General features: G+C 62.1%; 20 protein-coding genes and 1 riboswitch. Of the genes, 13 read left to right on the forward strand and 7 right to left on the reverse strand.

Going from position 1 to position 25444, the window contains the following annotated elements:
• Positions 1-71 precede the first annotated feature (71 nt).
• The 4 genes from PKE98_RS17790 to PKE98_RS17805 are packed head-to-tail and all read right to left on the reverse strand — an operon-like array spanning position 72 to position 3788.
• Complete coding sequence (locus PKE98_RS17790) at positions 72-1001, reverse strand: NAD-dependent epimerase/dehydratase family protein (RefSeq protein WP_271196662.1); 930 nt, start codon at positions 999-1001, stop codon at positions 72-74.
• Complete coding sequence (locus PKE98_RS17795) at positions 994-1878, reverse strand: sugar nucleotide-binding protein (RefSeq protein ID WP_271196663.1); 885 nt, start codon at positions 1876-1878, stop codon at positions 994-996. The genes PKE98_RS17790 and PKE98_RS17795 overlap by 8 nt, the downstream gene beginning before the upstream one ends.
• A gap of 17 nt (positions 1879-1895) precedes the next feature.
• Positions 1896-2393, reverse strand: coding sequence for a single-stranded DNA-binding protein (locus tag PKE98_RS17800; protein WP_271196664.1), 498 nt, complete (start codon positions 2391-2393; stop codon positions 1896-1898).
• A 9-nt stretch (positions 2394-2402) separates the two neighbouring features.
• Positions 2403-3788, reverse strand: a complete 1386-nt coding sequence (locus tag PKE98_RS17805) for an MFS transporter (protein WP_271196665.1) — start codon at positions 3786-3788, stop codon at positions 2403-2405.
• A 128-nt stretch (positions 3789-3916) separates the two neighbouring features.
• Here PKE98_RS17805 and uvrA point away from each other — a divergent pair, with 128 nt between their 5' ends.
• Positions 3917-6751 carry an excinuclease ABC subunit UvrA gene (gene uvrA, locus PKE98_RS17810; protein ID WP_271196666.1) on the forward strand — a complete coding sequence of 945 codons (2835 nt, stop codon included), beginning with the start codon at positions 3917-3919 and terminating at the stop codon, positions 6749-6751.
• A 131-nt stretch (positions 6752-6882) separates the two neighbouring features.
• On the opposite strand, the gene serB is transcribed toward uvrA, so the two are convergent.
• Positions 6883-8097, reverse strand: a complete 1215-nt coding sequence (gene serB / locus PKE98_RS17815; protein ID WP_271196667.1) for a phosphoserine phosphatase SerB — start codon at positions 8095-8097, stop codon at positions 6883-6885.
• A gap of 200 nt (positions 8098-8297) precedes the next feature.
• Here serB and PKE98_RS17820 point away from each other — a divergent pair, with 200 nt between their 5' ends.
• The gene (locus PKE98_RS17820; protein WP_271196668.1) at positions 8298-9893 is read left to right on the forward strand and encodes an AhpA/YtjB family protein; all 1596 of its coding nucleotides are present in this window, start codon (positions 8298-8300) and stop codon (positions 9891-9893) included.
• Positions 9890-10462, forward strand: a complete 573-nt coding sequence (locus PKE98_RS17825) for a metal-dependent hydrolase (RefSeq protein ID WP_271196669.1) — start codon at positions 9890-9892, stop codon at positions 10460-10462. The genes PKE98_RS17820 and PKE98_RS17825 overlap by 4 nt, the downstream gene beginning before the upstream one ends.
• 130 nt (positions 10463-10592) lie before the next feature.
• On the opposite strand, the gene PKE98_RS17830 is transcribed toward PKE98_RS17825, so the two are convergent.
• A complete protein-coding gene (locus tag PKE98_RS17830) occupies positions 10593-12041 on the reverse strand; it encodes a TolC family outer membrane protein (protein ID WP_271196670.1) in 1449 nt (482 codons plus the stop codon).
• A gap of 244 nt (positions 12042-12285) precedes the next feature.
• Positions 12286-12391: riboswitch (TPP riboswitch) on the forward strand.
• Between the two features lie 99 nt (positions 12392-12490).
• Between PKE98_RS17830 and thiC the strand changes: the two genes are divergently transcribed.
• Entirely contained in the window at positions 12491-14377 is a 1887-nt protein-coding gene (gene thiC, locus PKE98_RS17835; protein ID WP_271196671.1) for a phosphomethylpyrimidine synthase ThiC, read from the forward strand.
• Between the two features lie 193 nt (positions 14378-14570).
• Positions 14571-15854, forward strand: coding sequence for a putative hydroxymethylpyrimidine transporter CytX (cytX, locus tag PKE98_RS17840; protein ID WP_271196672.1), 1284 nt, complete (start codon positions 14571-14573; stop codon positions 15852-15854).
• 87 nt (positions 15855-15941) lie between these two features.
• Here the strand turns inward: cytX and PKE98_RS17845 are convergent, their stop codons facing one another.
• The gene (locus PKE98_RS17845) at positions 15942-16688 is read right to left on the reverse strand and encodes an RsiV family protein (RefSeq protein ID WP_271196673.1); all 747 of its coding nucleotides are present in this window, start codon (positions 16686-16688) and stop codon (positions 15942-15944) included.
• 207 nt (positions 16689-16895) lie between these two features.
• Between PKE98_RS17845 and PKE98_RS17850 the strand changes: the two genes are divergently transcribed.
• From PKE98_RS17850 to parC, 8 genes are all read left to right on the forward strand, one after another.
• Positions 16896-17513 carry an NUDIX domain-containing protein gene (locus tag PKE98_RS17850; RefSeq protein WP_271196674.1) on the forward strand — a complete coding sequence of 206 codons (618 nt, stop codon included), beginning with the start codon at positions 16896-16898 and terminating at the stop codon, positions 17511-17513.
• A complete protein-coding gene (locus tag PKE98_RS17855; RefSeq protein ID WP_271196675.1) occupies positions 17504-17956 on the forward strand; it encodes a DUF1249 domain-containing protein in 453 nt (150 codons plus the stop codon). The genes PKE98_RS17850 and PKE98_RS17855 overlap by 10 nt, the downstream gene beginning before the upstream one ends.
• A 136-nt stretch (positions 17957-18092) precedes the next feature.
• Positions 18093-18908, forward strand: coding sequence for a 3',5'-cyclic-AMP phosphodiesterase (cpdA, locus tag PKE98_RS17860; RefSeq protein WP_271196676.1), 816 nt, complete (start codon positions 18093-18095; stop codon positions 18906-18908).
• 96 nt (positions 18909-19004) lie between these two features.
• Positions 19005-19622, forward strand: coding sequence for a YqiA/YcfP family alpha/beta fold hydrolase (locus PKE98_RS17865; protein WP_271196677.1), 618 nt, complete (start codon positions 19005-19007; stop codon positions 19620-19622).
• A 20-nt stretch (positions 19623-19642) separates the two neighbouring features.
• Entirely contained in the window at positions 19643-21547 is a 1905-nt protein-coding gene (gene parE, locus PKE98_RS17870) for a DNA topoisomerase IV subunit B (protein WP_271196678.1), read from the forward strand.
• Between the two features lie 104 nt (positions 21548-21651).
• Positions 21652-22617, forward strand: coding sequence for an esterase-like activity of phytase family protein (locus PKE98_RS17875; RefSeq protein WP_271196744.1), 966 nt, complete (start codon positions 21652-21654; stop codon positions 22615-22617).
• Entirely contained in the window at positions 22614-23138 is a 525-nt protein-coding gene (locus PKE98_RS17880; RefSeq protein ID WP_271196679.1) for a retropepsin-like aspartic protease family protein, read from the forward strand. The genes PKE98_RS17875 and PKE98_RS17880 overlap by 4 nt, the downstream gene beginning before the upstream one ends.
• Positions 23139-23145: 7 nt before the next feature.
• A complete protein-coding gene (parC, locus tag PKE98_RS17885) occupies positions 23146-25398 on the forward strand; it encodes a DNA topoisomerase IV subunit A (protein ID WP_271196680.1) in 2253 nt (750 codons plus the stop codon).
• The last annotated feature ends 46 nt before the right edge of the window (positions 25399-25444 follow it).

The raw sequence follows: 25444 nt of genomic DNA on the forward strand, positions 1-25444 counted from the left end.
GAGCCAGAACGCCTTGATCAACGAAAAATAAAAAAGGCGCCTAACGAAGGCGCCTTTTTTACTGCCCGCATTTACTTACCAAGCAACGCCGCCAGCCCAACCGCAATTGGCGTAGGCTCGCCCACCCGATAGCGGCCTAATAAACGCTGGTTATTGGCACATGAATGGCGGATGTCACCATCGCGAGCCGGGCCGTAAGTGATGGCCGGCAAACTTCCCACCACATCCCCAATATGCTGCAGCAACTGGTTAAGACTGGTAGCTCGACTCAGCCCCACGTTGGCCGCGCCCTCTGGTGCGACTGGTAATGCCAACGCCTGCTCCAGCAGATCAATCAAGTCGCCCACGTAGAAAAAGTCGCGCGTTTGCTCGCCGTCGCCAAACACGGTAATCGGCAGCCCCTGCTGGGCTCGCTGAATAAAGATGCTGATCACGCCCGAATAAGGAGACGAGGGATCCTGACGCGGGCCAAAGATATTGAAGAAGCGGAATATCGCCGGCTCCAGACCATGCTGGCGCCGGTAGAACTCCAGGTATTGCTCGCTGGCCAACTTATCCACCGCGTAGGGCGTCAGCGGCGCTTTTGGCGTGTCCTCGTCGACAGCCTGACCATCCCCGTTGTTGCCGTACACCGCCGCACTGGAGGCAAACAACACCCGTTTTACGCCGTGCTCCCGCATGGCCTCGCACACATTCAAGGTGCCGACAAAATTGGCCTGATGCGTGCCGACCGGGTCATCCACCGACGCCTGCACAGACGCCACCGCCGCCAGATGCACAACGGCCTGGGAGCCGGCCACCGCCTGGGAGACCAACGCTGCGTCAGCCACAGAACCCACCAATAGCTGCAAACGTGGATTATCCAGTGGCAGGTTACTGCGTTTGCCCATGGACAGATCGTCCAGCACACGCACGGCATGGCCTTTGGCCAATAGGGAATCCACCAGGTTGGAGCCGATAAAGCCGGCACCCCCGGTAACCAGAATGGGGAGATCAGGCATGGCGGTAATAACGATCCAGAAGACTTGGCAAGCCGGCACGCCAGGCGCGCGGTTTGATGCCGAAGGTATGGAGGATTTTCTTGCAAGCCAGCACCGCGTGTTGCGGCTCGTCCGCGACATCGGGGCGCGCGGCATGGGCCTGGGCGCCAACTTCCTGTACCGCTAGCTGGCGGAACGCTTTTGCTTCGGTCAGCACCGCCTGGCCAAGCGCCAGGGATGTGGTCGCCTCGTAGCCACCGTAGTGATACGTGCCCCACAGCGGCGCCTGGCAATCCAGTTGCTTGAGCACAGCGATCAACACGCGGGCGGCATCGTCGATAGGCGTCGGGTTGCCCCGGCGGTCATCGGCCAGGAACAGCTCGGCCTCATGCTCGGCACGGTTGAGAAAACGGCCCAGCAACCCCTCGGCGCTGGCGTCCAGCAACCAGCCAAAACGAATCAGCACATGGCGCGGGCACGCCGCGCGTACGCTCTGCTCGATGCGCCACAGCGCCTGGCCGCGCAGGCCCAGTGGCACCTGCTCTTCCTTTTCGCTATAGGCAGTGGCCCGCGAGCCATCGAATACGCGGTAGCTGGAAGGTTGAACCAGGCGAATGGAATGGTGTTGGCAGAGTTCGGCGAGGCGTTCAACCGCGCGTTCCTGCGGGGCAAATCGCTCGGCACTAACGGACTCCGCCTGAAACCAGTCGAAGTAGTAGGCGAGATTCACCACCACGTCGGGGCGGGTTTCATCCAGCAACAGGGTGAGGCTCGTGGCGTCCCAGCCGCCCTCGGGAGGGCGTGGGGCGAGGAAGCCGATGTCATCTTCGGCTCCCAGACGGATCAGCGCCTGCCCAAGTGCATTGCCGCCGCCCAGAAGCATCAGGCGCATTTGCATACGTCAGGAATGCCCGATCAGAAGGGAATATCGTCGTCGAAGCTGTCGTAGTTCGGCGCAGGCTGGGCCGCAGGTTGCGGTGCCGGGCGCGACTCACGGGGCGCTTGCTGCTCGCGCTGCTGAGGTGCTGGGCGTTGCTGACGGGGCGCGGAATCACCGCCGCTGTTATCAGGACGGCCACCGAGCAATTGCATGGTGCCGTTGATGTCCACGACGATTTCGGTGGTGTAGCGTTTTACGCCGTCTTTTTCCCACTCGCGGGTTTGCAGCTTGCCTTCGATGTACACCTGCGAACCTTTGCGCAGGTATTCGCCGGCAATTTCAGCGACTTTGCCGAACAAGGCCACACGGTGCCATTCGGTTTTTTCGACTTTCTGGCCGCTCTGCTTGTCGGTCCACTGCTCGCTGGTAGCCAGGCTCAGGTTGGTGACCGCATTGCCGTTGGGCATGTAGCGTGTTTCCGGGTCCTGGCCGCAGGTTCCGACCAGAATGACTTTGTTAACCCCACGGGCCATAACGTTCTCCTAGGTATCAGCACGCGCTTCGAGCAAGGCGTCGAGCGCTGGGCGATCCAATTTTTCGGAATCCAATTTGATATAGATGGCGGCTTCGTCGGCCACCACCACTGCATCTGTCACTCCGGCCACTGCCAAAAGGCGCTCTACCAAGCCCGCATCACGCACCGCGGCGGGTGAAAGAGGCAAGCGCAGGCTCGTGACATATGGAGGTTCGCGCATAGTAACAGCAATAATCAGCCAGAGCCCACAGAGCGCCGCACATCCCAGAAAGACGGTATTGAGGCCGCCATGCTGGAACAACCAGCCACCCAGAATGCCGCCCAGCGCGGCGCCGAGGAACTGGCTGGTGGAGTAAACCCCCATGGCCGTGCCCTTTCCGCCGGCTGGTGAAACCTTGCTGATCAACGACGGCAACGAGGCTTCCAGCAGGTTGAACGCGGTGAAAAACACGATGGTGCCCAGCACCAGCTCATGCAGGGTGCCGTCCGTCAGCCAGAAGAAAACTTCGCAGCCCAGCAGCACGGCAACCGCACCAGCCAGCACACGTTTCATCTGCCGCTTTTTCTCGGCATAGATAATGAAGGGGATCATGGCGAAGAACCCGACCAGCAACGCAGTCAGGTACACCCACCAGTGCTGCTCCTTCGCCAGCCCACCGCGCTCCACCAAGGCCAGCGGCAAGGCAACAAAACTGGACATCAATACCGCATGCAGCACGAAGATGCCCACGTTAAGGCGCAACAAGTCCGGGTGACGCAGGGTGCGGCCCAAAGCCTCCTTGGCCACTCCCGACTCACGGTGCGCCAGCGGCCCGGCCGAACGCGGCACCCACCACGCCACCAGGGCAATGCCTACCAGCGCCATGGCAGCCGTCGCGATAAACAAGCCGGAAAGACCAAAGGCGCGCGTCAGCAGCGGCCCCACCACCATCGCCACGGCAAACGACAGCCCAATGCTCATGCCAATCATGGCCATGGCCTTGGTGCGGTGTTGCTCGCGGGTGAGATCGGAAAGAAGCGCCATGACGGCGGCAGAAATCGCCCCGGCGCCTTGCAGCACACGCCCGGCAATCACGCCCCAGATCGAATCGGCATTGGCAGCGAGCAGGCTGCCCGCAGCAAAAATGATCAGGCCGACATAGATAACCGGCCGCCGGCCAATGCGGTCGGAGATGACGCCAAAGGGAATTTGCAGCAAGGCCTGGGTGAGCCCGTAGGCGCCGATGGCCAGGCCGATCAGCGCTGGCGTCGCGCCAGCCAGGTCCATGCCGTAGGTGGCCAGCACCGGCAGGACCATGAACATACCAAGCATTCGGAACGCGAAGACTAGCGAAAGCCCGCTGGCTGCGCGGGTTTCACTGCCACTCATGCGTTCGCTGTGCGGATCGTGCATGGAAGTACCTCAAGAAAATGCGCGCCGATTCTAGCAGCCCCCATTCAGCGCCGCACGACCCGGAGCTTTGCCGCTGGCTTGACAAGGCCCGTATACTCATCGGTTTTCGCCCGCCATGCGAGGCCGCAGTGGACAAGATCCTGATTCGTGGGGCACGAACCCACAACCTGAAGAACATCGACCTGACCCTGCCACGGGACAAACTGATCGTTATCACCGGCCTGTCCGGTTCCGGCAAATCTTCCCTGGCATTCGACACGCTGTACGCCGAAGGCCAGCGCCGTTACGTAGAGTCGCTGTCGGCCTATGCCCGGCAGTTCCTGTCGATGATGGAAAAGCCCGACGTCGACACCATCGAAGGTCTGTCGCCAGCGATTTCCATCGAGCAGAAATCCACCTCGCACAACCCGCGCTCCACCGTCGGCACCATCACCGAAATCTACGACTACCTGCGCCTGCTCTACGCTCGTGTGGGTACGCCGCGTTGCCCGGACCACGACCTGCCGCTGGAAGCGCAGACCGTCAGTCAGATGGTCGACCAGGTATTGGCCCTGCCAGAGGGCAAGAAGCTGATGCTGTTGGCGCCGATCATTCGCGAGCGCAAAGGCGAGCACTTGGCCGTGTTCGACGAGCTGCGCGCCCAGGGTTTTGTGCGGGTGCGAGTCAACGGCAAACTCTATGAGCTGGACGAACTGCCCAAACTGGATAAACAGAAGAAGCACTCCATCGACGCCGTGGTCGACCGTTTCAAGGCCCGTGGCGATTTGCAGCAGCGCCTGGCCGAGTCCTTCGAAACCGCCCTGAAGCTGGCCGACGGCCTGGCGTTCGTGGCGCCGATGGACGACGAAGAAGGCGAGGAAATGGTGTTTTCCGCACGCTTTGCCTGCCCGGTGTGCGGCCACTCCATCAGCGAGTTGGAACCCAAGCTCTTTTCCTTTAACAACCCGGCTGGCGCCTGCCCGACCTGCGACGGCTTGGGCGTTAAACAGTTTTTCGACACCAAGCGCCTGGTCAACGGCGAGCTAACCCTGGCCGAAGGCGCGATCCGCGGCTGGGACCGGCGTAACGTCTATTACTTCCAGATGCTCGGCTCGCTGGCCGCGCACTTTGGCTTCAGCCTGGACGAGCCGTTCGACAGCCTCAGCGCCGAGCATAAAAAGGTCATTCTCACCGGCAGCGGCAGCGCCAACGTCGATTTCCGCTACCTGAACGACCGCGGCGATATCGTCAAACGCGCCCACCCGTTCGAAGGCATCGTGCCCAACCTGGAGCGTCGTTACCGGGAAACCGAGTCGACCACCGTTCGCGAAGAGCTGGCCAAGTTCCTCAGCACCCAGCCATGCCCGGACTGCCGTGGCACCCGTTTGCGCCGCGAAGCCCGCCATGTGTTTGTAGGCGAGCGCAACCTGCCGGCCGTCAGCGGCCTGCCGATTGGCGATGCCACCGAGTACTTCGGCAGCCTCGCGCTCACCGGCCGCAAGGGCGAGATCGCAGAAAAAATCCTCAAGGAAATTCGCGAGCGCCTGCAGTTTCTGGTCAACGTCGGCCTCGACTACCTGACCCTGGACCGCAGCGCCGACACCCTGTCAGGCGGTGAAGCCCAGCGTATCCGCCTGGCCAGCCAGATCGGCGCGGGTCTGGTGGGCGTGATGTATATCCTCGACGAACCGTCCATCGGTCTGCACCAGCGCGACAACGAGCGCCTGCTGGCCACGCTCCGTCACCTGCGCGATATCGGCAACACGGTAATCGTGGTCGAACACGACGAAGACGCCATTCGCATGGCCGACTACGTGGTCGATATCGGCCCCGGCGCCGGCGTACATGGCGGTCGAATCGTCGCCGAAGGCACCGCCGAAGAAGTCATGGCCCACCCGGATTCGCTGACCGGCAAGTACCTGTCCGGGCGCACGAAAATCCAGTACCCGGCCAAACGCACCCCGCGCGACAAGAAGCTCTCGCTCAAGCTCAAGGGCGCGCGCGGCAACAACCTGCGCAACGTTGACCTGGAAATCCCGATTGGCCTGCTCACCTGCATTACCGGGGTGTCGGGCTCGGGCAAATCGACGCTGATCAACAACACCCTGTTCCCGCTCAGCGCCACCGCCCTGAACGGCGCCACTACGCTGGAAGCAGCACCCCACGACAGCCTCGACGGCCTGCAGCACTTGGATAAAGTGGTGGATATCGACCAGAGCCCCATCGGTCGCACTCCGCGCTCCAACCCGGCGACCTACACCGGCCTGTTCACCCCGATCCGCGAACTGTTTGCTGGCGTACCGGAAGCCCGTTCGCGCGGCTACGGGCCGGGGCGTTTCTCCTTCAACGTTAAAGGCGGGCGCTGCGAAGCGTGCCAAGGCGATGGCCTGATCAAGGTGGAAATGCACTTTCTGCCGGACATCTACGTGCCGTGCGACGTGTGCAAGAGCAAGCGCTACAACCGCGAAACCCTGGAAATCAAATACAAGGGCAAGAGCATTCACGAAGTGCTGGAAATGACCATTGAAGAAGCGCGTCCGTTCTTCGATGCCGTGCCAGCGCTGTCGCGCAAGCTGCAAACCCTGGTGGATGTGGGGCTTTCGTATATCAAGCTGGGCCAGTCGGCCACCACGCTTTCGGGCGGTGAGGCGCAGCGGGTCAAGCTGTCGCGCGAGCTGTCCAAGCGCGACACCGGCAAAACCCTGTATATCCTCGACGAACCCACCACCGGCCTGCACTTTGCCGATATCCAGCAACTGCTCGACGTGCTCCACCGTCTGCGCGACCACGGCAACACCGTAGTGGTGATTGAGCACAACCTGGATGTGATCAAGACCGCCGACTGGTTGGTGGACCTGGGGCCGGAAGGCGGTTCGCGCGGCGGGCAGATCATTGCCACCGGCACGCCGGAAGAAGTGGCCGAGATGAAGCAATCTCACACCGGGCATTTCCTCAAGCCGTTGCTGGAACGCGACAAGGCCTGATGTTCAGGCAATAAAAAACCGGGCCATGTGCCCGGTTTTTTATTGCGGTTTCTTTAGTAGGAGCCAGCTTGCTGGCGAACGCTGCAAACCTCGTTTCCAGGGTTCGCCAGCAAGCTGGCTCCTACGAGAAACTACGCCTGCCCATCCCGGTCGCGGTAACCGAGTAGATAAAGCACGCCATCCAGGCCCAGCGTGGAAATCGCCTGCTTGGCCGACTGCTTCACCAACGGTTTGGCGCGGAATGCCACGCCCAAACCGGCAATGGCCAACATCGGCAAGTCATTGGCACCGTCGCCCACGGCAATGGTCTGCTCCAGGCTCACGCCCTCTTGCTCGGCCAATTGGCGCAACAGGTCAGCTTTGCGCTGCGCATCCACAATCGGCTCGATGGCCACTCCGGTCAGCTTGCCGTCTTCAATCTGCAGCTCGTTGGCAAACACATAGTCGATGCCCAACTTGGCCTGCAGCTGCTTGGCGAAGTAGCTGAAGCCGCCCGACAGAATCGCGGTCTTGTAACCCAGGCGTTTGAGTTCGACGAACAGGGTTTCGGCCCCTTCGGTCAGGCGCAGCGCGGCGCCGATGGCCGCCAGTTCGCTTTCCGGCAGGCCTTTGAGCAGCGCCAGGCGCTCTTTGAAGCTGGCGCGAAAATCCAGTTCGCCGCGCATGGCGCGCTCGGTAATTTCCGAGACTTTCTCCCCCACGCCGGCCACCTTGGCCAGCTCGTCGATCACTTCGGCTTCAATCAGCGTCGAGTCCATATCGAACACCGCCAGGCGACGGTTGCGGCGGAACACCGAATCTTGCTGGAAAGCGATATCGACGTTCAGCTCCTGCGCCACGCTAAGAAACTCGGCACGCAGGGCCACCGGATCGGCGGGCTCGCCGCGCACGGAAAACTCGATGCAGCCTTTGCTCTGATCGGCCGGGGTGTCCAGCGGCATACGGCCGGAAAGGCGGTCGATATGATCGATATTCAGGCCGTACTTGGCGGTGATCGAGCTCACGCGCTGCAATTGCTCGGCGGTCACGCGGCGGGTCAGCAGGGTCACGATATGGCGGGACTTGCCTTGCCCGCTTACCCAGTGCTGGTAATCCGCTTCAGAAATGGGGGTAAAACGTACCTGCTGGTCGAGCTTGTAGGCGGTGAACAACACGTCCTTGAGCACCACGGAGCCCTGCTCGGTACCGGGAATTTCCACCAGAATGCCGAACGAGAGGGTGTTGTGGATAACGGCCTGGCCGATGTCGAGGATATTCACCCCGCCTTGCGCCAACACGCCGGTAATGGCGGCGGTAAGGCCCGGGCGGTCTTCGCCGGTGATATTGATCAGAACGATTTCGCGCAAGGCGGACCTCCACAAGGCACGGCAAAAGCAGCGGTGCATCGCCTGGCCGCTGGCTAACACGGCCCAGGCGCAGCGCCGGGGGTGATGAAAAGGCGCACATTCTAACCACTTTCACCGCCATACGGGCATGCGCGCGCTTTGCCCACCCCCATGCCCTCGTTATACTGCGCGGCAATTCCATTCGAGAAGAGCCGAGCTCTGTGAACCGGCCCGCGCCCGTAAAACCCGACAATTTCTTCCTGCTCATCTTCCACGCGCTGCGTCAGCGTCGCGTGCCGCTGGCTTTGCGTATTGCCAGCCATAGCCTGTTTCTGGTGGCCGCCGCCCTGGTGATTTACGCCTTGGTAATGGGCATGCAGTTCAAGCAGGCCATGCAGCAGCAGGCCGATGCCCTGGGCCAGAGCCTGACCACACAGACGGCGGCCTCGGCCACTGAGCTATTGGTGTCCAATGACATCCTCAGCCTCAACGTGCTGCTCAATAACCTGGTGAAAAACCCGTTGGTGGCCCACGCCGCCATCTATAGCGTGGATAACCGCATCCTCGCCGAAGCCGGCTCGCGCCCGACGCAAAGCATGCTGGGCGAAACCGAAGGCCTGTATTCCACCCCCATTACCTTCCAGGAAGTGATCGCCGGGCACCTGCGTATCAGCCTGGATATGCAGCAATTCCAGCAGCCAATGACCATCAGCCTACAGAGCATGGGCTTGCTCAGCCTGATTCTGCTAGCACTGACCCTGAGCCTGAGCCTGCGTCTGGGCCGGTATATTTCTACGCCGCTGATGCAACTGCGCGTTTGGCTGCGCGACCCGGATGACCCGGCCCCCGGTGCGGGTCGCAATGACGAAATCGGTGATCTGGCCCGCCAGCTGCAATCGCGCCTGGTGCCGGAAAAGCCCAAACCTGTCGCACCGCCTGAGCCCGAATACGCCGAAGACGAGTACGAAGACGACGAGCAGCCCTTCGCTGAAGACGAAGATCGGTATTTCGAAGAGGGCGAAGAAAGCGAAGAAGAGCCTGAATTCGAAGTACGCGACCTGCGTGACAACAGCTACGACAGCGATGATGACGACAGGCCGGAGCCGCCACGGCGCACGCAGTCGCCGCTGCGGGTAAAACCCATCCAGGCGCCCCTGGACGAAGACGACCCGTTTGCCGACCTGCAAGAGCCAGTGCTCGACATTGAAGAAGACGACTACGAACCCGCGCAGGACCAACCTGAAAAGAGTGCCGTACTGGCCATACAGCTTGGCGCCCAGGAACAACTACGCCGCCTGCCGCGCGCCCGATTGATGGACCTGCTGCAACGCTACCGCGATTGCCTGGACCAGGCCGCCGCGCTGTACAACGGCGTGCTGCACACACTCAAAGACGGCAGCAGCCTGATGCTGTTCAACAGTGACGACAGCGGCGACGACTACCTCACCCACGCCATCTGCTGTGGCGAGCTGATGCGCGCCTTGGGCCATGCCTTGCAAATTGAAGTGGCCGACAGCGGCATCACCCTGCAACTGCAGCTGGGCCTCACCGCGGGCGAAAACCTCGGCGACCTCAGCCAGGGCGATCTGCTGCTCAGCGACACCGCGCTGGACGCCCTGGCCCTGTCGCAACACAGCCGCAACCTGCTGCTGGTAGAACGCAGCATTGGCGACGACCTGCTGCTGCGCCAGCGCGTACGTATTCGCCCAATTGCCAGCCCCGAAGGCGCCTGCTGTGTCGAGCGTCTTCTGGAACCCTATCCGTCGCTGCTGGAGCGCCAACTGGCGCGCATGCACGAACAACCCGCCCGCCCTTGACCACCTTAATCACCCATCCGCTGCCCGTGTTGGCCATTGGCCTGGCATTGGGCAGCGGGGTGATTCCGCCGCGTTTGCTGATCGCCGGCATGTTGGCCGCCTGTTTGCCCGATGCCGATGTACTGGCCTTTAAATTTGGCGTGGCCTATGCCGATAGCTTTGGCCATCGCGGTGCCAGCCATTCCTTGCTGTTCGCCGCCCTGATGGGCGTGCTCGGGGTGCTGTTTGCGCCATGGCTGAACAGTGGGCGAATCAAAGCGTTTATCTGGCTGAGCCTGGCGGCCGCTTCCCACAGCGTATTGGATGCGCTCACCAATGGCGGGCTGGGCGTGGCCTGGTTGTGGCCGTGGAGCGAACAGCGGTTCTTCTTGCCGTGGCGACCGATTGCCGTGTCGCCGTTTATAAACGGCTTCTTCAGCGAGCGTGGGTTGGCGGTGTTGGCCTCAGAAGCGAAGTGGGTGTGGCTGCCGTGCGCCGCCATTGCCCTAACTGGCACCGCCCTTCGAAGGCTAATCAAACGTTACCCCCCAACACGTCGTCCCCGCGCAGGCGGGGACCCAGAATGTTGAGTCGGGCTCGGCAGTGCGGTCCTATCCGTGATTCTGGATTCCCGCCTGCGCGGGAATGACGAGGCATTAATGGGATTTTTCAGGTAATAAAAAGCCCCGCACTTGGCGGGGCTTTTTATTGCACAACTAATTAATAATCGGGTTTGGCGCTCAGGTTCTGCTCTGCCGACTTGGCCAGATCTGGTGGCAGAAAGTCTTTGTCCGGGTTGTAGTCGGGCTTGAGGAAGCGCGCCAGGGTTTCCAGGTCCGCCGGGCTCAAGGTGCCAGCCGCTTGCTTCAAACGCAGGTTGTCGAGGATGTAGTCGTAACGGGCGTTGTTGTAGTTACGCACCGAGCTGTAGAGCTGACGCTGGGCATCGAGTACGTCAACGATGTTACGCGTACCCACCTGATAACCGATTTCGGTCGCTTCCAAGGCGCTCTGGTTGGAGATGATCGACTGCTTGCGCGCCTGCACGGTTTCCACATCGGTGTTCACCGCGCGGTGCAGATTGCGGGTATTTTCCACCACTTGGCGACGCAGGCCTTCGCGTTGCTGCTCGATCTGGTTCAGGCGCTGGTACGACTCGCGCACCTGGGAACTGGTGAGGCCGCCGCTGAAAATCGGGATATTCAGCTGCAAACCGATGCTGCGCTGCTCAACGTCACCGTTGTAACGCGGCGTACCCGGCGTGCCGGTGTTCACGTAGCCGAGGTTGTCGTTGTCGCCGCGCTGGTATTGCGCCACGGCATCCACGGTCGGGGCGTGACCGGCCTTGCGTTGGCGCAGGGTTTCTTCGGCGGCGTCCACTGCGAAGTTGCTGGCTTGCAGATTGAGGTTCTGCTGCGCGGCGGTATCCACCCAAGCCTTGGCATCATTGGGCGTTGGTGCCAGTACGGGCAGGGTGTGCTTGATGCCTTCAACCGAGTTGTAGTCGCGGTTTGTCAGGGTAATCAAAGCCTGGAAGGCGTCGTCTACCGAACGCTGAGCCAAAATGCGGTTGGCGCGGGCGGTGTCGAAGCTGGCTTGCGCTTCGAGCACGTCGGTTTTATCGGAAAGGCCGACATCAAAGCGCTCATTGGCCTGGTCGAGCTGACGTTTGAAGGCGGCTTCTTCAGCCTTGGTCGAGGCCAGGTTGTCTTGCGCACGCAGCACGGCGAAGTAGGCTTCGGCGCTCTGCAGAATCAAATTCTGCTCGGTGGCCGACAGTTCAAGAATGGCTTGTTCATTGGTGGCTTCAGCCGCTTTTAGCTGGAACCAGCGGTCAGCGCGGAACACCGGCTGGCTCAAGGTGGCCTGATACAGAATGCCGCTGCGGCTCAGGGTAGGGTCGCCCATATTGGTGCGCACCTTGGTTTCGCTGTCGCTCATATTGGCGCCGCCGGAAATATTGGGCAGCAGCCCGGCACGGGCTTGCGGAACGATTTCCTTGCGGGCTTGGTAATCGGCGCGGGCGGCGGCCAGATCGGCGTTATTGTTCACCGCTTCCTGGTAAACACTCACCAGATCGGTCTTGGTCGACAGAGGAGCTTCCGCTGCCCAGGCAGCGCCGCTTGAGGCTGAAGCCACGGCAAGTGCCAGGGAAAGTCTGCGCAGCATGCTAATCATCCTAATTGTGTGGCCCCTGAACCTGCGGCAGTGGGGCGGTGATGGGCAAGGCTAAGGGGCGCCGTGGTAGGGGTCAAGCGCCCTGACAGCGCCGTGAGTGTAGTTTGCGGCAAGCTATGTTGCCTGCGCGCAACAATCGCCTTGCGCCGTTGCGCTTGCCGTCATTTTCCGACGCGCGAGTCGGGCTTTTTTGACTTTGGGGTTGGTTTTCCCCGATCCCTTGTTTACAGTGGCCGGGTTCTTGTCGGGGTGCCTTGAGTGAAAGGCTGAGATCGGTTAATCCGGATCCCGTTGAACCTGATCAGGTTAACGCCTGCGTAGGGAACAAGATTGCTCGCCTGCTGTTCGTGTGCGAGCCCTCTGGCACCGGTCCCGGTGCACCTCTGCCCGTATCAGGTTCGCTCCGACAATCCCGTTCAGGATGACGTTGGAGAGCCTCGATGAGCACCACAAAACAACTAAAAAATTTGAGCGAAAGTGCTCAGGTCGATCAGCAATCGGTACAACCCTTCACCCGCTCGCAAAAGATTTACGTGCCCGGTTCACGCCCTGACATCCGCGTGCCGATGCGCGAGATCAGCCTCGACGTCACCCCGACGGACTTCGGCGGCGAGATCAACGCCCCCGTATTGGTGTACGACACCTCCGGCCCCTACACCGACCCCAATGTGCAAATTGATGTGCGCAAAGGCCTGGCCGATATCCGCTCGCCGTGGATCGACGCCCGTGGCGACACCGAGCGCCTGCCGGGCCTGAGCTCGCATTTCGGCCAGGAGCGCCTGAATAACCCCGAACTCACCGCCATGCGTTTTGCCCATGTGCGCAACCCGCGCCGCGCCAAGGCCGGCGCCAACGTCAGTCAGATGCACTACGCGCGCCAGGGCATCATTACCCCGGAGATGGAGTTCGTCGCCATCCGCGAGAACATGAAACTCCAGGAACACCGCGCCGCCGGCCTGCTCGACCAGCAGCACCCCGGCCACAGTTTTGGCGCCAGCATTCCAAAAGAAATCACCGCTGAATTCGTGCGCGAAGAAATCGCCCGCGGCCGCGCCATCATCCCGGCCAACATCAACCACGTGGAGCTGGAGCCGATGATCATCGGCCGCAACTTCCTGGTGAAGATCAACGGCAATATCGGCAACAGCGCCCTGGGCTCGTCCATTGAAGAAGAAGTGGCCAAGCTGACCTGGGGCATTCGCTGGGGCTCGGACACGGTGATGGACCTGTCCACCGGCAAGCACATTCACGAAACCCGCGAATGGATCATCCGCAATTCGCCCGTGCCGATTGGCACCGTGCCTATCTACCAGGCCCTGGAAAAAGTCGGCGGCGTGGCGGAAGACCTGACCTGGGAGCTGTTCCGCGACACCCTGATCGAACAGGCCGAACAGGGCGTTGACTACTTCACCATCCACGCCGGCGTGTTGCTGCGCTACGTACCGCTGACCGCCAAACGCGTCACCGGCATCGTCTCCCGTGGCGGCTCGATCATGGCCAAGTGGTGCCTGGCGCATCATAAAGAGAACTTCCTCTACACCCATTTCGACGACATCTGCGAAATCATGAAGGCCTACGACGTGTCCTTCTCCCTCGGCGACGGCCTGCGCCCGGGCTCGATCGCCGACGCCAACGACGCCGCGCAATTCGGCGAACTGGAAACCCTGGGCGAGCTGACCAAAATCGCCTGGAAGCACGATGTGCAATGCATGATCGAAGGTCCCGGCCATGTACCGATGCAGCTCATCAAAGAGAACATGGACAAGCAACTCGAGTGCTGCGACGAAGCACCCTTCTACACCCTCGGCCCACTGACCACCGACATTGCGCCGGGCTACGACCACATCACCTCCGGCATTGGCGCGGCCATGATCGGCTGGTTCGGTTGCGCCATGCTCTGCTACGTCACGCCCAAGGAACACCTGGGTTTGCCGAACAAGGATGACGTGAAGACCGGCATCATCACCTACAAGATCGCCGCCCATGCCGCCGACCTTGCCAAGGGCCACCCGGGCGCGCAGATCCGCGATAACGCGCTGTCCAAGGCGCGTTTCGAATTCCGCTGGGAAGACCAGTTCAACCTGGGCTTGGACCCGGACACCGCCCGCGCCTACCACGACGAAACCCTGCCCAAGGACTCGGCCAAGGTGGCGCATTTCTGCTCCATGTGCGGGCCGAAATTCTGCTCCATGAAAATCACCCAGGAAGTGCGCGAGTACGCCGCTAACCAGCGCATTGAGGCGGTGGATGTGGACGTGCAAAAAGGGATGCTGGAGCAGGCAGAGCGGTTCAAGCAGGAAGGTAGTCAGCTTTATAAGAAGGTGTAACGCGGCAGCAAGATCCCCCCTCACCCCAGCCCTCTCCCGCGAGGGGAGAGGGGGTGGATCGAGGTTGCAGCAAGCATTTTCGACACGCCAAAAATCAGTCCCCTCGCCCCAGCGGGGAGAGGGCTAGGGAGAGGGGGTTGGCCGGCAAGCCAAACAACCCATCCCACCAACGCCACCCGAGAACAAAAAAGCCGTGAACACCCCCAGCACCTACTCCCCCGACCTCGCCGTCCCCGCCAGCAAGCGCGTGTTCGGCGCCCGTGATCTGTTTTCCCTGTGGTTCTCCCTAGGCATTGGCTTGATGGTGCTGCAAACCGGTGCCCTCCTCGCCCCGGGCCTGGGTTTGGCATTCGGCCTGCTGGCTATCGCCCTGGGCACCGCCGTTGGTGTTCTGCTGCTGGCCGCCGTCGGCGTCATCGGCAGCGACACGGGCCTGGCCTCCATGGCCGCCATCAAGCTCAGCCTCGGCAACCACGGCGCCAGCCTGCCGGCAGTGCTGAACCTGCTGCAGCTGATCGGCTGGGGCGCGTTCGAAATCATCGTGATGCGCGACGCCGCCAGCCTGCTGGCCGCCCGCGCCTTCGGCGAAGAAAGTATCTGGACGCAGCCCCTGCTGTGGACCTTGCTGTTTGGCGGCCTGGCGACCTTGCTGGCTGTCACCGGCCCGCTGACTTTCGTACGGCAGATCCTGCGCAAATGGGGCATCTGGCTGCTGCTGGCGGCGTGCGTCTGGCTCACCTGGAACCTGTTCGCCAAAGCCGACCTGGCGGCACTGTGGGCCCAGCGTGGCGACGGCTCGCTGCCGTTTGCCCTGGGCTTTGATATCGCCATCGCCATGCCGCTGTCGTGGCTGCCATTGATTGCCGACTACTCGCGCTTCGGCAAACGCGCCGGCAGCGTATTCACCGGCACGGCGCTGGGTTTCTTCATTGGCAACCTGTGGCTGATGGGCTTGGGTGTGGCGTATACCCTGGCGTTCGCGCCGAGTGGCGAAGTCAATGCCCTGCTGCTGGCGCTGGCCGGTGCGGGCCTGGGGATTCCACTGCTGCTGATTCTGCTGGATGAATCGGAAAACGCCTTTGCCGACATTCACTCGGCGGCCGTTTCCAGCGGCACCTTGCTGAAACTGAAAGTCGAGCACCTGGCGCTGGCCATCGGCGCGGTCTGCACCCTGATCGCCTGCTTCGCGCCGCTGGCGCAGTACCAGAACTTCCTGCTGCTGATCGGCTCGGTGTTTGCGCCGTTATTCGGCGTGGTGCTGGTGGACCACTTTATTTTGCGGCGACGCGCCACAATCAGCATGCCGCATGCGTTGCGTTGGTCGGCGTTGTTGGCCTGGGCAGGCGGTGTGGCCACCTATCACCTGCTGGCCAACTTCTACCCGGAACTGGGTGCGACCTTGCCGGCGCTGATTCTGGCGGGGGTGTTGCAGTTTGTGCTGGGCAGTTTAGGCAGCGCTAAAGCAGTGACTGCGTAGGTTGGGCGGGATCGCCTGGGCCAAGCCCTAGGCGATTCGCGTAACGATGGGTTTCGGCTCCGCCTCTACCCGTCCTACGGTCAACGGTCAGCCGCGGCCCGGGAAGTATTGCGGTTTGATAATCCCGTTCAAACGCGGATACGGAATCTTCAGCTCCGGGTGCCCCGACGCGTATGGCGCAATGCTGTACACGTCATACATCAGGCTTACCGCACCAAAGGTCAGGCCGATATTGTCGGTACGTTGAAACGGCCAGGTCTTGATGAACTCAGGGTCCTGGTCCAGCTTGTTGGCCATCAGCCAACCTTTGTGCGCAAGTTCTGCGGCTTGCCAGAACGCGGCTTCCTGGCCCGGCACCAGCATGTCCTGCAAGGTCAGCACCTTGTGCAGTTTGCGGTCGTAGTTGATCAGTTGGCGACCCGGCATGCCGTGAGCACCGCCGGTAAACAGGTAGCTCGACAGCTCGATGATCACCAGGCCGTCATGCTGCTCGCGTACCTTGGCTTGCAAATAACTCGACCAACCCGGCTCGGCACTCTGCAAAAAGCTTTTTTCATAGCTTTGCAGGGTCGCGGGCAAGGTGGCGTCTGGCGTATTGATGGTCATCTGCCGCAGACGTTGGTCGATCAGCGCGGTGAGTTGCGGCTCATCGGCAAAGCTTACGGTGTCGATATTCACCAGCGGGCAGTCACTGCCCTGACAACCCGGCTGGGTGTGTTCCCAGGCAGTGCGTTTGACGTCCAGCTTGTCCGTGTAGTCTGGCTGGAACAGGCTGGCGCAACCGCCCAGCAGCATGGCCAAAACAAGCGGCGTACAGGCTTTCAACAGAGGCATGGCATTCCTTGGCGGTGGTAGTTTGCAGCGGGTGAAATACAGCGGGTGTCGGCCTTCGACTGTCGAGGGCCTTGTGAGTTCGGGCTTTGTGGCATTTGCCCTGGCCGCTATCCTCGCAGCCCGTCGGCATTCTTGAAAGTGGCTGCGGTGCTGGCCGAGGCAAGCTAGGATGACAGCAATCGACGTTTCAGCACGAATGGGTAACCGATGACCAAGACCTTCACGCCAGGCCCCGATGACGTACAAATCATTGAGCGGGAAAACTGCTTCAAGGGTTTCTACAAAGTCGACCGCCTGCACCTGCGCCACCGCCTGTTTTCCGGCGAGATGGGCCGCCCCATCAGCCGCGAGCTATTCGTGCGCCACGATGCGGTGTGCGTGCTGCCTTACGACCCCAAGACCGACAACGTGGTGCTGATCGAGCAATTCCGTGTCGGCGCCATGACCAAGGGCGCCAATCCCTGGTTGCTGGAACTGGTGGCCGGGCTGATCGACAAAGACGAACAACCCGAAGAGGTCGCCCTGCGCGAGGCCATCGAAGAAGCCAACCTGGAATTGAAGGCCTTGTGGCCCTTGACCGTGTACTTCCCCTCGCCCGGCGGCTCGGATGAAAAGGTCTACCTGTACATCGGTCGCTGCGACAGCACCGGTGCCGGTGGCGTGCATGGCCTGGAAGAAGAAGGCGAGGACATTCGCGTGCATGTCGTGCCATTCGACGACGCCCTGGCGGCGGTTCGCGATGGGCGCATCAGCAACGCGGCAAGCATTATTGCCATTCAATGGCTGGCACTTAACCGTGCCGAAGTGAGGGGAATGTGGGCGTAACCTTGCTGCGTGATCGCTATCGCGTCGACCTGATCGAGCTGCAAGCCGCGTGCGAGGCCAACTACGCGCGGCTGATGCGGCTGCTGCCAGCCATGCGCGATGAGCGCGGCTCGCGGCGTGTGGCGCTGAGCCAGGGCGAACGCCTGCTCGGGGTGTTGGCGCTGGACGTGCTGGAAGCCTGCCCTTACACCACCACCTTGCAGGTGCGCCAGGAACACAGCCTGCCGTGGCTGCCCATTCCGCGCCTGGAAGTGCGGGTGTACCACGACGCGCGCATGGCCGAAGTGGTGAGCGCAGAAAATGCCAGGCGCTTTCGCAGCATCTACAGCTACCCCAACGCGGCCATGCATCAGCCGGATGAAAAAACCCAGCTCAACCTCTTTCTGGGTGAGTGGTTGAGTCATTGTCTAGCGTGTGGCCATGAGTTGGAACCGGTGCGCTAATGGCAAAATCCTGCTAAATAGCCACCAGCCAATTCGTTATCGCGACTCGCTAACTGTGACCTATGCCCATATCGCGCCTTTACCGGCAGCGCTCTAAACAACCATAATTCTCACCAAACCGCCCAAGGAGACGGCCTTGCCGAGCTCGTCCATTCCCTCTGCTGATTCGTCGGTGCTGCTGGTGCAGCTGTCCGACAGCCATCTTTTTGCAGAAGCGGAAGGCAAGCTGCTGGGCATGGACACCCGCGACAGTCTGGAAAAGGTGATTGAGCGCGTGCAGCGTGAACAGCCGCAAATCGACCTGATGCTCGCCACGGGCGACCTGTCCCAGGACGGCACGCTGGAATCCTACAACCGCTTTCGCGACATGACCGCCGTACTGCCAGGCCTCGCGCGCTGGTTCCCCGGCAACCACGATGAACTGCCGATGATGCAGCAGGCCTGCGCTGGCACCGAGCTGCTGGAGCCGGTGGTGGACCTGGGCAACTGGCGCATCACCGTGCTGGACTCGTCCATTCCCGGCGCCGTGCCCGGTTACCTCGAAGAAGCGCAACTGAATCTGCTGGTCAACGCCCTGAGCGAAGCGCCGGAACGTCACCACCTAGTGTGTTTCCACCATCACCCGGTATCCATCGGCTGCCGCTGGATGGAACCGATCGGTCTGCGCAACCCCGACGAACTGTTCGCCGTGCTCGACCGTTTCCCGCAAGTACGCGCCGTGCTCTGGGGCCATGTGCACCAGGAGTTCGACCAGATGCGCAACGGCGTGCGCCTGCTGGCCTCGCCCTCAACCTGCGTGCAATTTGCGCCAGGCAGCGAAGAGTTTCAGGTCGATGACACCGCGCCGGGCTATCGCTGGTTGCGCCTGCACGAGGATGGCCGCCTGGAAACCGACGTTTCCCGCGTGACCGGCATTCACTTTGTGGTCGATTACAGCATCAAGGGTTACTAACCCCCCGCTCTGTAAACATCGCGAGCGAAGAGTAGGCGAGCGCAGTCGTTTTCATCTTTGGTAGAGTGCGCTGCAACGGATTCTGGAGCTGCCTGCGTGCTGACCGACACACCCACTCTTCTTTATATACACGGCCTGAATAGCTCCCCGGCGTCCCAAAAAGCCAGCCAGCTAATCAGCGTGATGCAGCGCCTGGGCTGGGCCGAGCAAGTGCGCATGCCCGCCCTGCACCACCACCCGCGCCAGGCCATTGCCCAGCTGGAACAAGCCATTGTGGAGCTCGGCAGCCCGGTGCTGGTCGGCAGCTCCCTTGGCGGCTACTATGCGACCCACCTGGCCGAGCGCTATGGCTTGAAGGCGCTGGTGATCAACCCGGCGGTGAACCCGCACCGGCTGTTTGCGGGCCACCTGGGCACTCAGACCAACCATTACACCGGCGAAACCTGGGAACTGACCACTGACCACGTCACCGCCCTGAGCGAGCTGGAAGTGCCGGCCCCCGCCGACCCCGCGCGCTATCAGGTGTGGTTGCAGACGGCCGACGAAACCCTTGATTATCGCCATGCCCAGACCTTCTACCGGGGCTGCGCACTGCGTATCCAGGCCGGTGGTGACCATGGCTTTCAGGGCTTTGCCCAGCGCTTGCCGGCCTTGCTGGCATTTGCCGGTTTTGCTTCAAGCACCTGGCGCGATTTCGATTTTTCCGACATTTAACGACTGACGAACGAGACCCCATGGCCCAGCAAGGTTCCAGCTCTTACAACGCAGACGCCATCGAAGTCCTCTCCGGCCTCGATCCGGTGCGCAAGCGCCCGGGCATGTACACCGACACCAGCCGTCCCAACCACCTGGCTCAGGAAGTTATCGACAACAGCGTCGACGAAGCCCTGGCCGGTCACGCCAAGTCGGTGCAGGTGATTCTGCATGAAGACAATTCCCTGGAAGTCAGCGACGACGGCCGTGGCATGCCGGTGGATATCCACCCCGAAGAAGGCGTACCGGGCGTTGAGCTGATCCTGACCAAGCTGCACGCCGGCGGTAAGTTCTCCAACAAGAACTACCAGTTCTCCGGCGGTTTGCACGGCGTGGGTATCTCCGTCGTCAACGCCCTGTCCACCAGCGTGGAAGTGCGGGTCAAACGCGACGGCAACGAATACCGCATGACCTTCGCCGACGGCTTCAAAGCCAGCGACCTGGAAGTGATCGGCACCGTCGGCAAGCGCAACACCGGCACCACCGTACATTTCTGGCCCGATGCCAAGTATTTCGACTCGCACAAATTCTCCGTCAGCCGCCTCAAGCACGTGCTCAAGGCCAAGGCCGTGCTGTGCCCGGGCCTGGCGGTCAGCTTTGAAGACAAGGCCAGCGGCGAGAAGGTCGAGTGGTACTACGAAGACGGCCTGCGTTCTTACCTGGCCGACTCGGTGGCCGAGGTCGAGCGCCTGCCCAATGAGCCGTTCTGCGGCAGCCTTGCCGGTAATAAAGAAGCCGTGGATTGGGCCCTGCTGTGGCTGCCCGAAGGCGGCGAAAGCGTGCAGGAAAGTTATGTCAACCTGATCCCCACCGCGCAGGGCGGCACCCACGTAAACGGCCTGCGTCAGGGCCTGCTGGATGCCATGCGCGAGTTCTGCGAATTCCGTAGCCTGCTGCCGCGCGGCGTGAAGCTGGCACCGGAAGACGTGTGGGAACGCATCGCTTTTGTGCTGTCCATGAAGATGCAGGAGCCGCAATTCTCCGGGCAGACCAAAGAACGCTTGTCCTCGCGAGAAGCCTCGGCCTTTGTCTCCGGTGTGGTGAAAGACGCGTTCAGCCTGTGGCTCAACCAGCACCCCGAACTGGGCCTGCAGCTGGCCGAACTGGCCATCAGCAACGCCGGTCGCCGCCTCAAAGCCGGCAAGAAAGTTGAACGTAAACGCATCACCCAGGGCCCGGCCCTGCCCGGCAAGCTAGCCGACTGTGCCGGCCAGGACCCAATGCGCTCCGAACTGTTCCTGGTGGAAGGTGATTCCGCCGGCGGCTCGGCCAAGCAAGCGCGCGATAAAGAATTCCAGGCCATCCTGCCGCTGCGCGGAAAGATTCTGAACACCTGGGAAGTGGACGGCGGCGAAGTGCTGGCCAGCCAGGAAGTGCACAACATTGCCGTGGCCATTGGCGTGGACCCCGGCGCCGCCGACCTGAGCCAACTGCGCTACGGCAAGATTTGCATCCTCGCCGACGCCGACTCCGACGGTCTGCACATTGCGACCTTGCTGTGCGCGTTGTTCGTGCGCCACTTCCGCGCGCTGGTCGATGCCGGCCATGTGTATGTGGCCATGCCGCCGCTGTACCGCATAGACCTGGGCAAAGAGATTTACTACGCCTTGGATGAAGGCGAACGCGATGGCATTCTCGACCGCCTGGTGGCCGAGAAAAAACGCGGCAAGCCACAGGTCACGCGCTTCAAAGGCCTGGGTGAAATGAACCCGCCGCAACTGCGCGAAACCACCATGGACCCCAACACCCGCCGCCTGGTGCAGCTGACCCTGGAAGATTTCGACATGACCCAGGAGCTGATGGACATGCTGCTGGCGAAAAAACGCGCAGGCGACCGCAAGACCTGGTTGGAATCCAAAGGGGACCTGGCCGAGGTTCTGACTTGATGCGCCAGCTGTTCGCGGCCCTGCTGCTGATAGCTGCTCCAGCCTTCGCCCAAACCGTGCCGGGAACCCAGCCCGCGCCGAGCAAACCGCAACCGGTGGCGGCCATGGATGCCGCAGAACCCGAGCAGGCGCCCGCGCCGCAGCCCCCGTTCGAAGAGCTGAAACTGCTCAGCGAGCATGCGGTGGACGGCATGCCCACTGGCAATCTGTCGGGCCTGGCCTGGTGCGGCGATGCACTGTGGACGGTGTCGGACCGCGATGACGACCGCCTCTACCGGCTTACGGCCAATGGCGCGGTATTCAACGCCGAAGTGGAAGTGTTCCAGGCCCCGCCTCCGCCGCAGAGCCCACTGCCCTGGGGCGTTCGAGTGCGAAACTGGTTCGCCGGTATTACCCGTGGCGGCGACCTGGATTTCGAAGGCATTACCTGCGATGCCAAGGGCAATCGATACTTGGTGAGCGAAGCCACCTCGGCGGTGCTGATGATTCCACCGGCCGGCAGCGGCGAATGGCTGAACCTGCCGCCTAGCCTGGTCAACCAGGCGCGCGCCCGCGGCATGCTGCTGCACTTCAACGCCCTGTTTGAAGGCGTAGTGATCGATGCCAAAGGCGAACGCCTGTGGCTGGCGGCCGAACGTGAACGCCGGGGCTTGCTGGTGCTGCACAAAATCAACGGCAGCTGGAAATGCGCCGGTGGTTGCGTGCTGATGAGCGAAGGCGGCGACCAACTGCCGCCGCCGCAGATGGGCACCAAGCCCATGCCCAAAGACTTCAGCGACATCGCCTTGTACAAAGGCCACCTGTATACCCTGGAACGCCTGAGTCACCAGATCTGCCGCCGCGCCGCCGACACCGGGGAAGCCGAGCATTGCTGGTCGTTCGCCAACGAGGCCCTGACCGACGCGCGCAAGTACGACGAACCCTGGGGCATGGCCGAGGCGCTGACCATCGACGAGAAAGGTGCCTGGATCGGCGTGGATAACGGCAACAAGGCCCGTGGCGATGGCGAAGACCGCCCCATCGTCTGGCGCTTTGCCGCCCCGGCGGCTGGCTGGAGCGCCAAGCCGTGACCCAGCAGACGGCAGGCCAGCGGGCCGGGCGCGTGATGTGGGTGCTCTTCTGGGGCGCCGGCCTGGCGCTGGCCACGCATTTTTTCGGCATTTGGGAAGACAAGAAACACAATCCCAATCAGGTGCCGATGTCGTCCCACGGCGAGGGCTTTATTGAAGTGCGCCTGGCGGGCAACGGCCAGGGCCACTTTGTCTCCACCGGCGCAATCAACGGCACCAGCGTGCTATTTATGCTCGACACCGGCGCCACCGACGTGGCAATTCCGGCGGGCGTCGCCGAGACGCTCAAGCTTCAACGCGGCGCACCCGTTAGCCTGAGTACAGCCAACGGCATGAGCACCGGCTACCGCACCCAGATCGACAGCCTGCAACTGGGCGAGATCGTCCTGCATAACGTGCGCGGCATCGTCGCCCCCGGCATGCATGGCGATGAAGTGTTGCTCGGCATGAGCGCACTCAAACAATTGGAATTCACCCAGCGCGACGGCACCCTGGTGCTGCGCCAGACCACCCTAAAATGAGGCACGCATGAGCGACTCTCTAGACCTGAGCCTGGACGGCGTGGAGCGGCGCTCCCTGGCCGACTTCACCGAGCAGGCCTACCTGAACTACTCGATGTACGTGATCATGGACCGCGCCCTGCCGCACATTGGTGACGGCCTCAAACCGGTGCAGCGGCGCATCATCTACGCGATGAGCGAGCTGGGCCTGGATGCGGATTCCAAGCACAAGAAATCGGCGCGTACGGTCGGCGACGTACTGGGTAAGTTCCACCCCCACGGTGACTCGGCGTGCTACGAAGCCATGGTGCTGATGGCCCAGCCGTTCAGCTACCGCTACACGCTGGTCGATGGCCAGGGCAACTGGGGTGCGCCGGACGATCCGAAATCCTTCGCCGCCATGCGTTATACCGAGGCGCGCCTGTCGCGCTACTCGGAAGTGCTGCTCACCGAACTCGGCCAAGGCACCGCCGACTGGGTACCGAACTTCGACGGCACCCTGGACGAGCCCGCCGTGCTGCCGGCGCGCCTGCCCAACCTGCTGCTCAACGGCACCACCGGTATCGCCGTGGGCATGGCCACCGACGTGCCGCCGCATAACCTGCGCGAAGTGGCCAGCGCCTGCGTGCGCCTGCTGGACGAACCCAAGGCCACGGTTGAAGAACTCTGCGAACACGTGCTCGGCCCGGACTATCCGACCGAAGCCGAAGTCATCACCCCGCGCAGCGACCTGCTGAAAATCTACGAAACCGGCAAAGGCTCGGTGCGCATGCGCGCCGTGTACCGCGTGGAAGACGGCGACATCGTTATCACCGCCCTGCCGCACCAGGTGTCCGGCGCCAAGGTGCTGGAACAGATCGCCGGGCAAATGCAGGCGAAAAAACTGCCGATGGTTGCCGACCTGCGCGACGAATCGGACCACGAGCACCCGTGCCGTATCGTCATCATTCCGCGCTCCAACCGCGTGGATGCCGACGAGCTGATGCAGCACCTGTTCGCCACCACCGAGCTGGAGTCCAGCTACCGGGTCAACATCAACATCATCGGCCTGGACGGCAAACCGCAGGTGAAGAACCTGCGCGACCTGCTCAGCGAGTGGCTGGTGTTCCGTATCGGCACCGTGCGCCGGCGCCTGCAGTTCCGCCTGGACAAGGTCGAGCGCCGCCTGCACCTGTTGGACGGTTTGCTGATCGCCTTCCTCAACCTGGATGAAGTGATTCATATCATCCGCACCGAGGACCATCCCAAGTCGGTGTTGATGGAGCGTTTTGCCCTCACCGATACCCAGGCCGACTACATCCTCGACACCCGCCTGCGTCAGTTGGCGCGGTTGGAAGAGATGAAAATCCGTGGTGAGCAGGAAGAGCTCGCAAAGGAACAGGCCAAGCTGCAAGCCCTGCTGGGCAGCGAAACCAAGCTGCGCAAGCTGGTACGTAGCGAACTGATCGCCGACGCCGAAACCTATGGCGACAACCGCCGCTCGCCTATTGTGGCGCGCGCCGAAGCCAAAGCCCTGTCGGAAACCGAGCTGATGCCGACCGAGCCCGTGACGGTGGTCGTGTCAGAAAAAGGCTGGGTACGCTGCGCCAAAGGCCACGATATCGACGCCACCGGCCTTTCGTACAAAGCCGGCGACGAGTTCAAAGCCTCGGCACCGGGGCGCTCGAATCAATACGCGGTATTTATCGACTCCACCGGGCGCAGCTACTCGCTGGCCGCGCACTCCCTGCCATCGGCCCGAGGCCAGGGCGAGCCGCTGACCGGCCGCCTGACACCGCCGCCGGGCGCCACCTTCGAATGCGTGCTGCTGCCGGACGACGACGCGCTGTTCGTCATCGCCTCGGACGCCGGTTACGGTTTCGTGGTCAAAGGTGAAGACCTGCAAGCCAAGAACAAGGCCGGCAAGGCCCTGCTCAGCCTGCCAAACGGCGCCAAGGTGCTGCTGCCGCAAGCCGTGGACAACCGCGAAGAAGACTGGCTGGCGGCGGTGACCACCGAAGGTCGCCTGCTGCTGTTCAAAGTCGCCGACCTGCCGCAGTTGGGCAAAGGTAAAGGCAACAAGATCATCGGCGTGCCGGGTGATCGGGTGGCCAGCCGCGAAGAGTTCGTCACCGGTATCGCCGTACTGCCAGCCGGCGCCACCCTGGTGCTGCAAGCGGGCAAACGCACACTATCGCTCAAGGCCGACGATCTGGAACACTACAAAGGCGAACGCGGCCGTCGCGGCAACAAATTGCCCCGCGGCTTCCAACGGGTAGACGGGCTGCTGGTTGAGAGCTAAACGCGTAGAAGGGCGCGCTTTACCGCTTGAAGCGCGCCGTTAGCGA

Source organism: Pseudomonas turukhanskensis, assembly GCF_027922365.1.
Taxonomy (GTDB): Bacteria; Pseudomonadota; Gammaproteobacteria; order Pseudomonadales; family Pseudomonadaceae; genus Aquipseudomonas; species Aquipseudomonas turukhanskensis.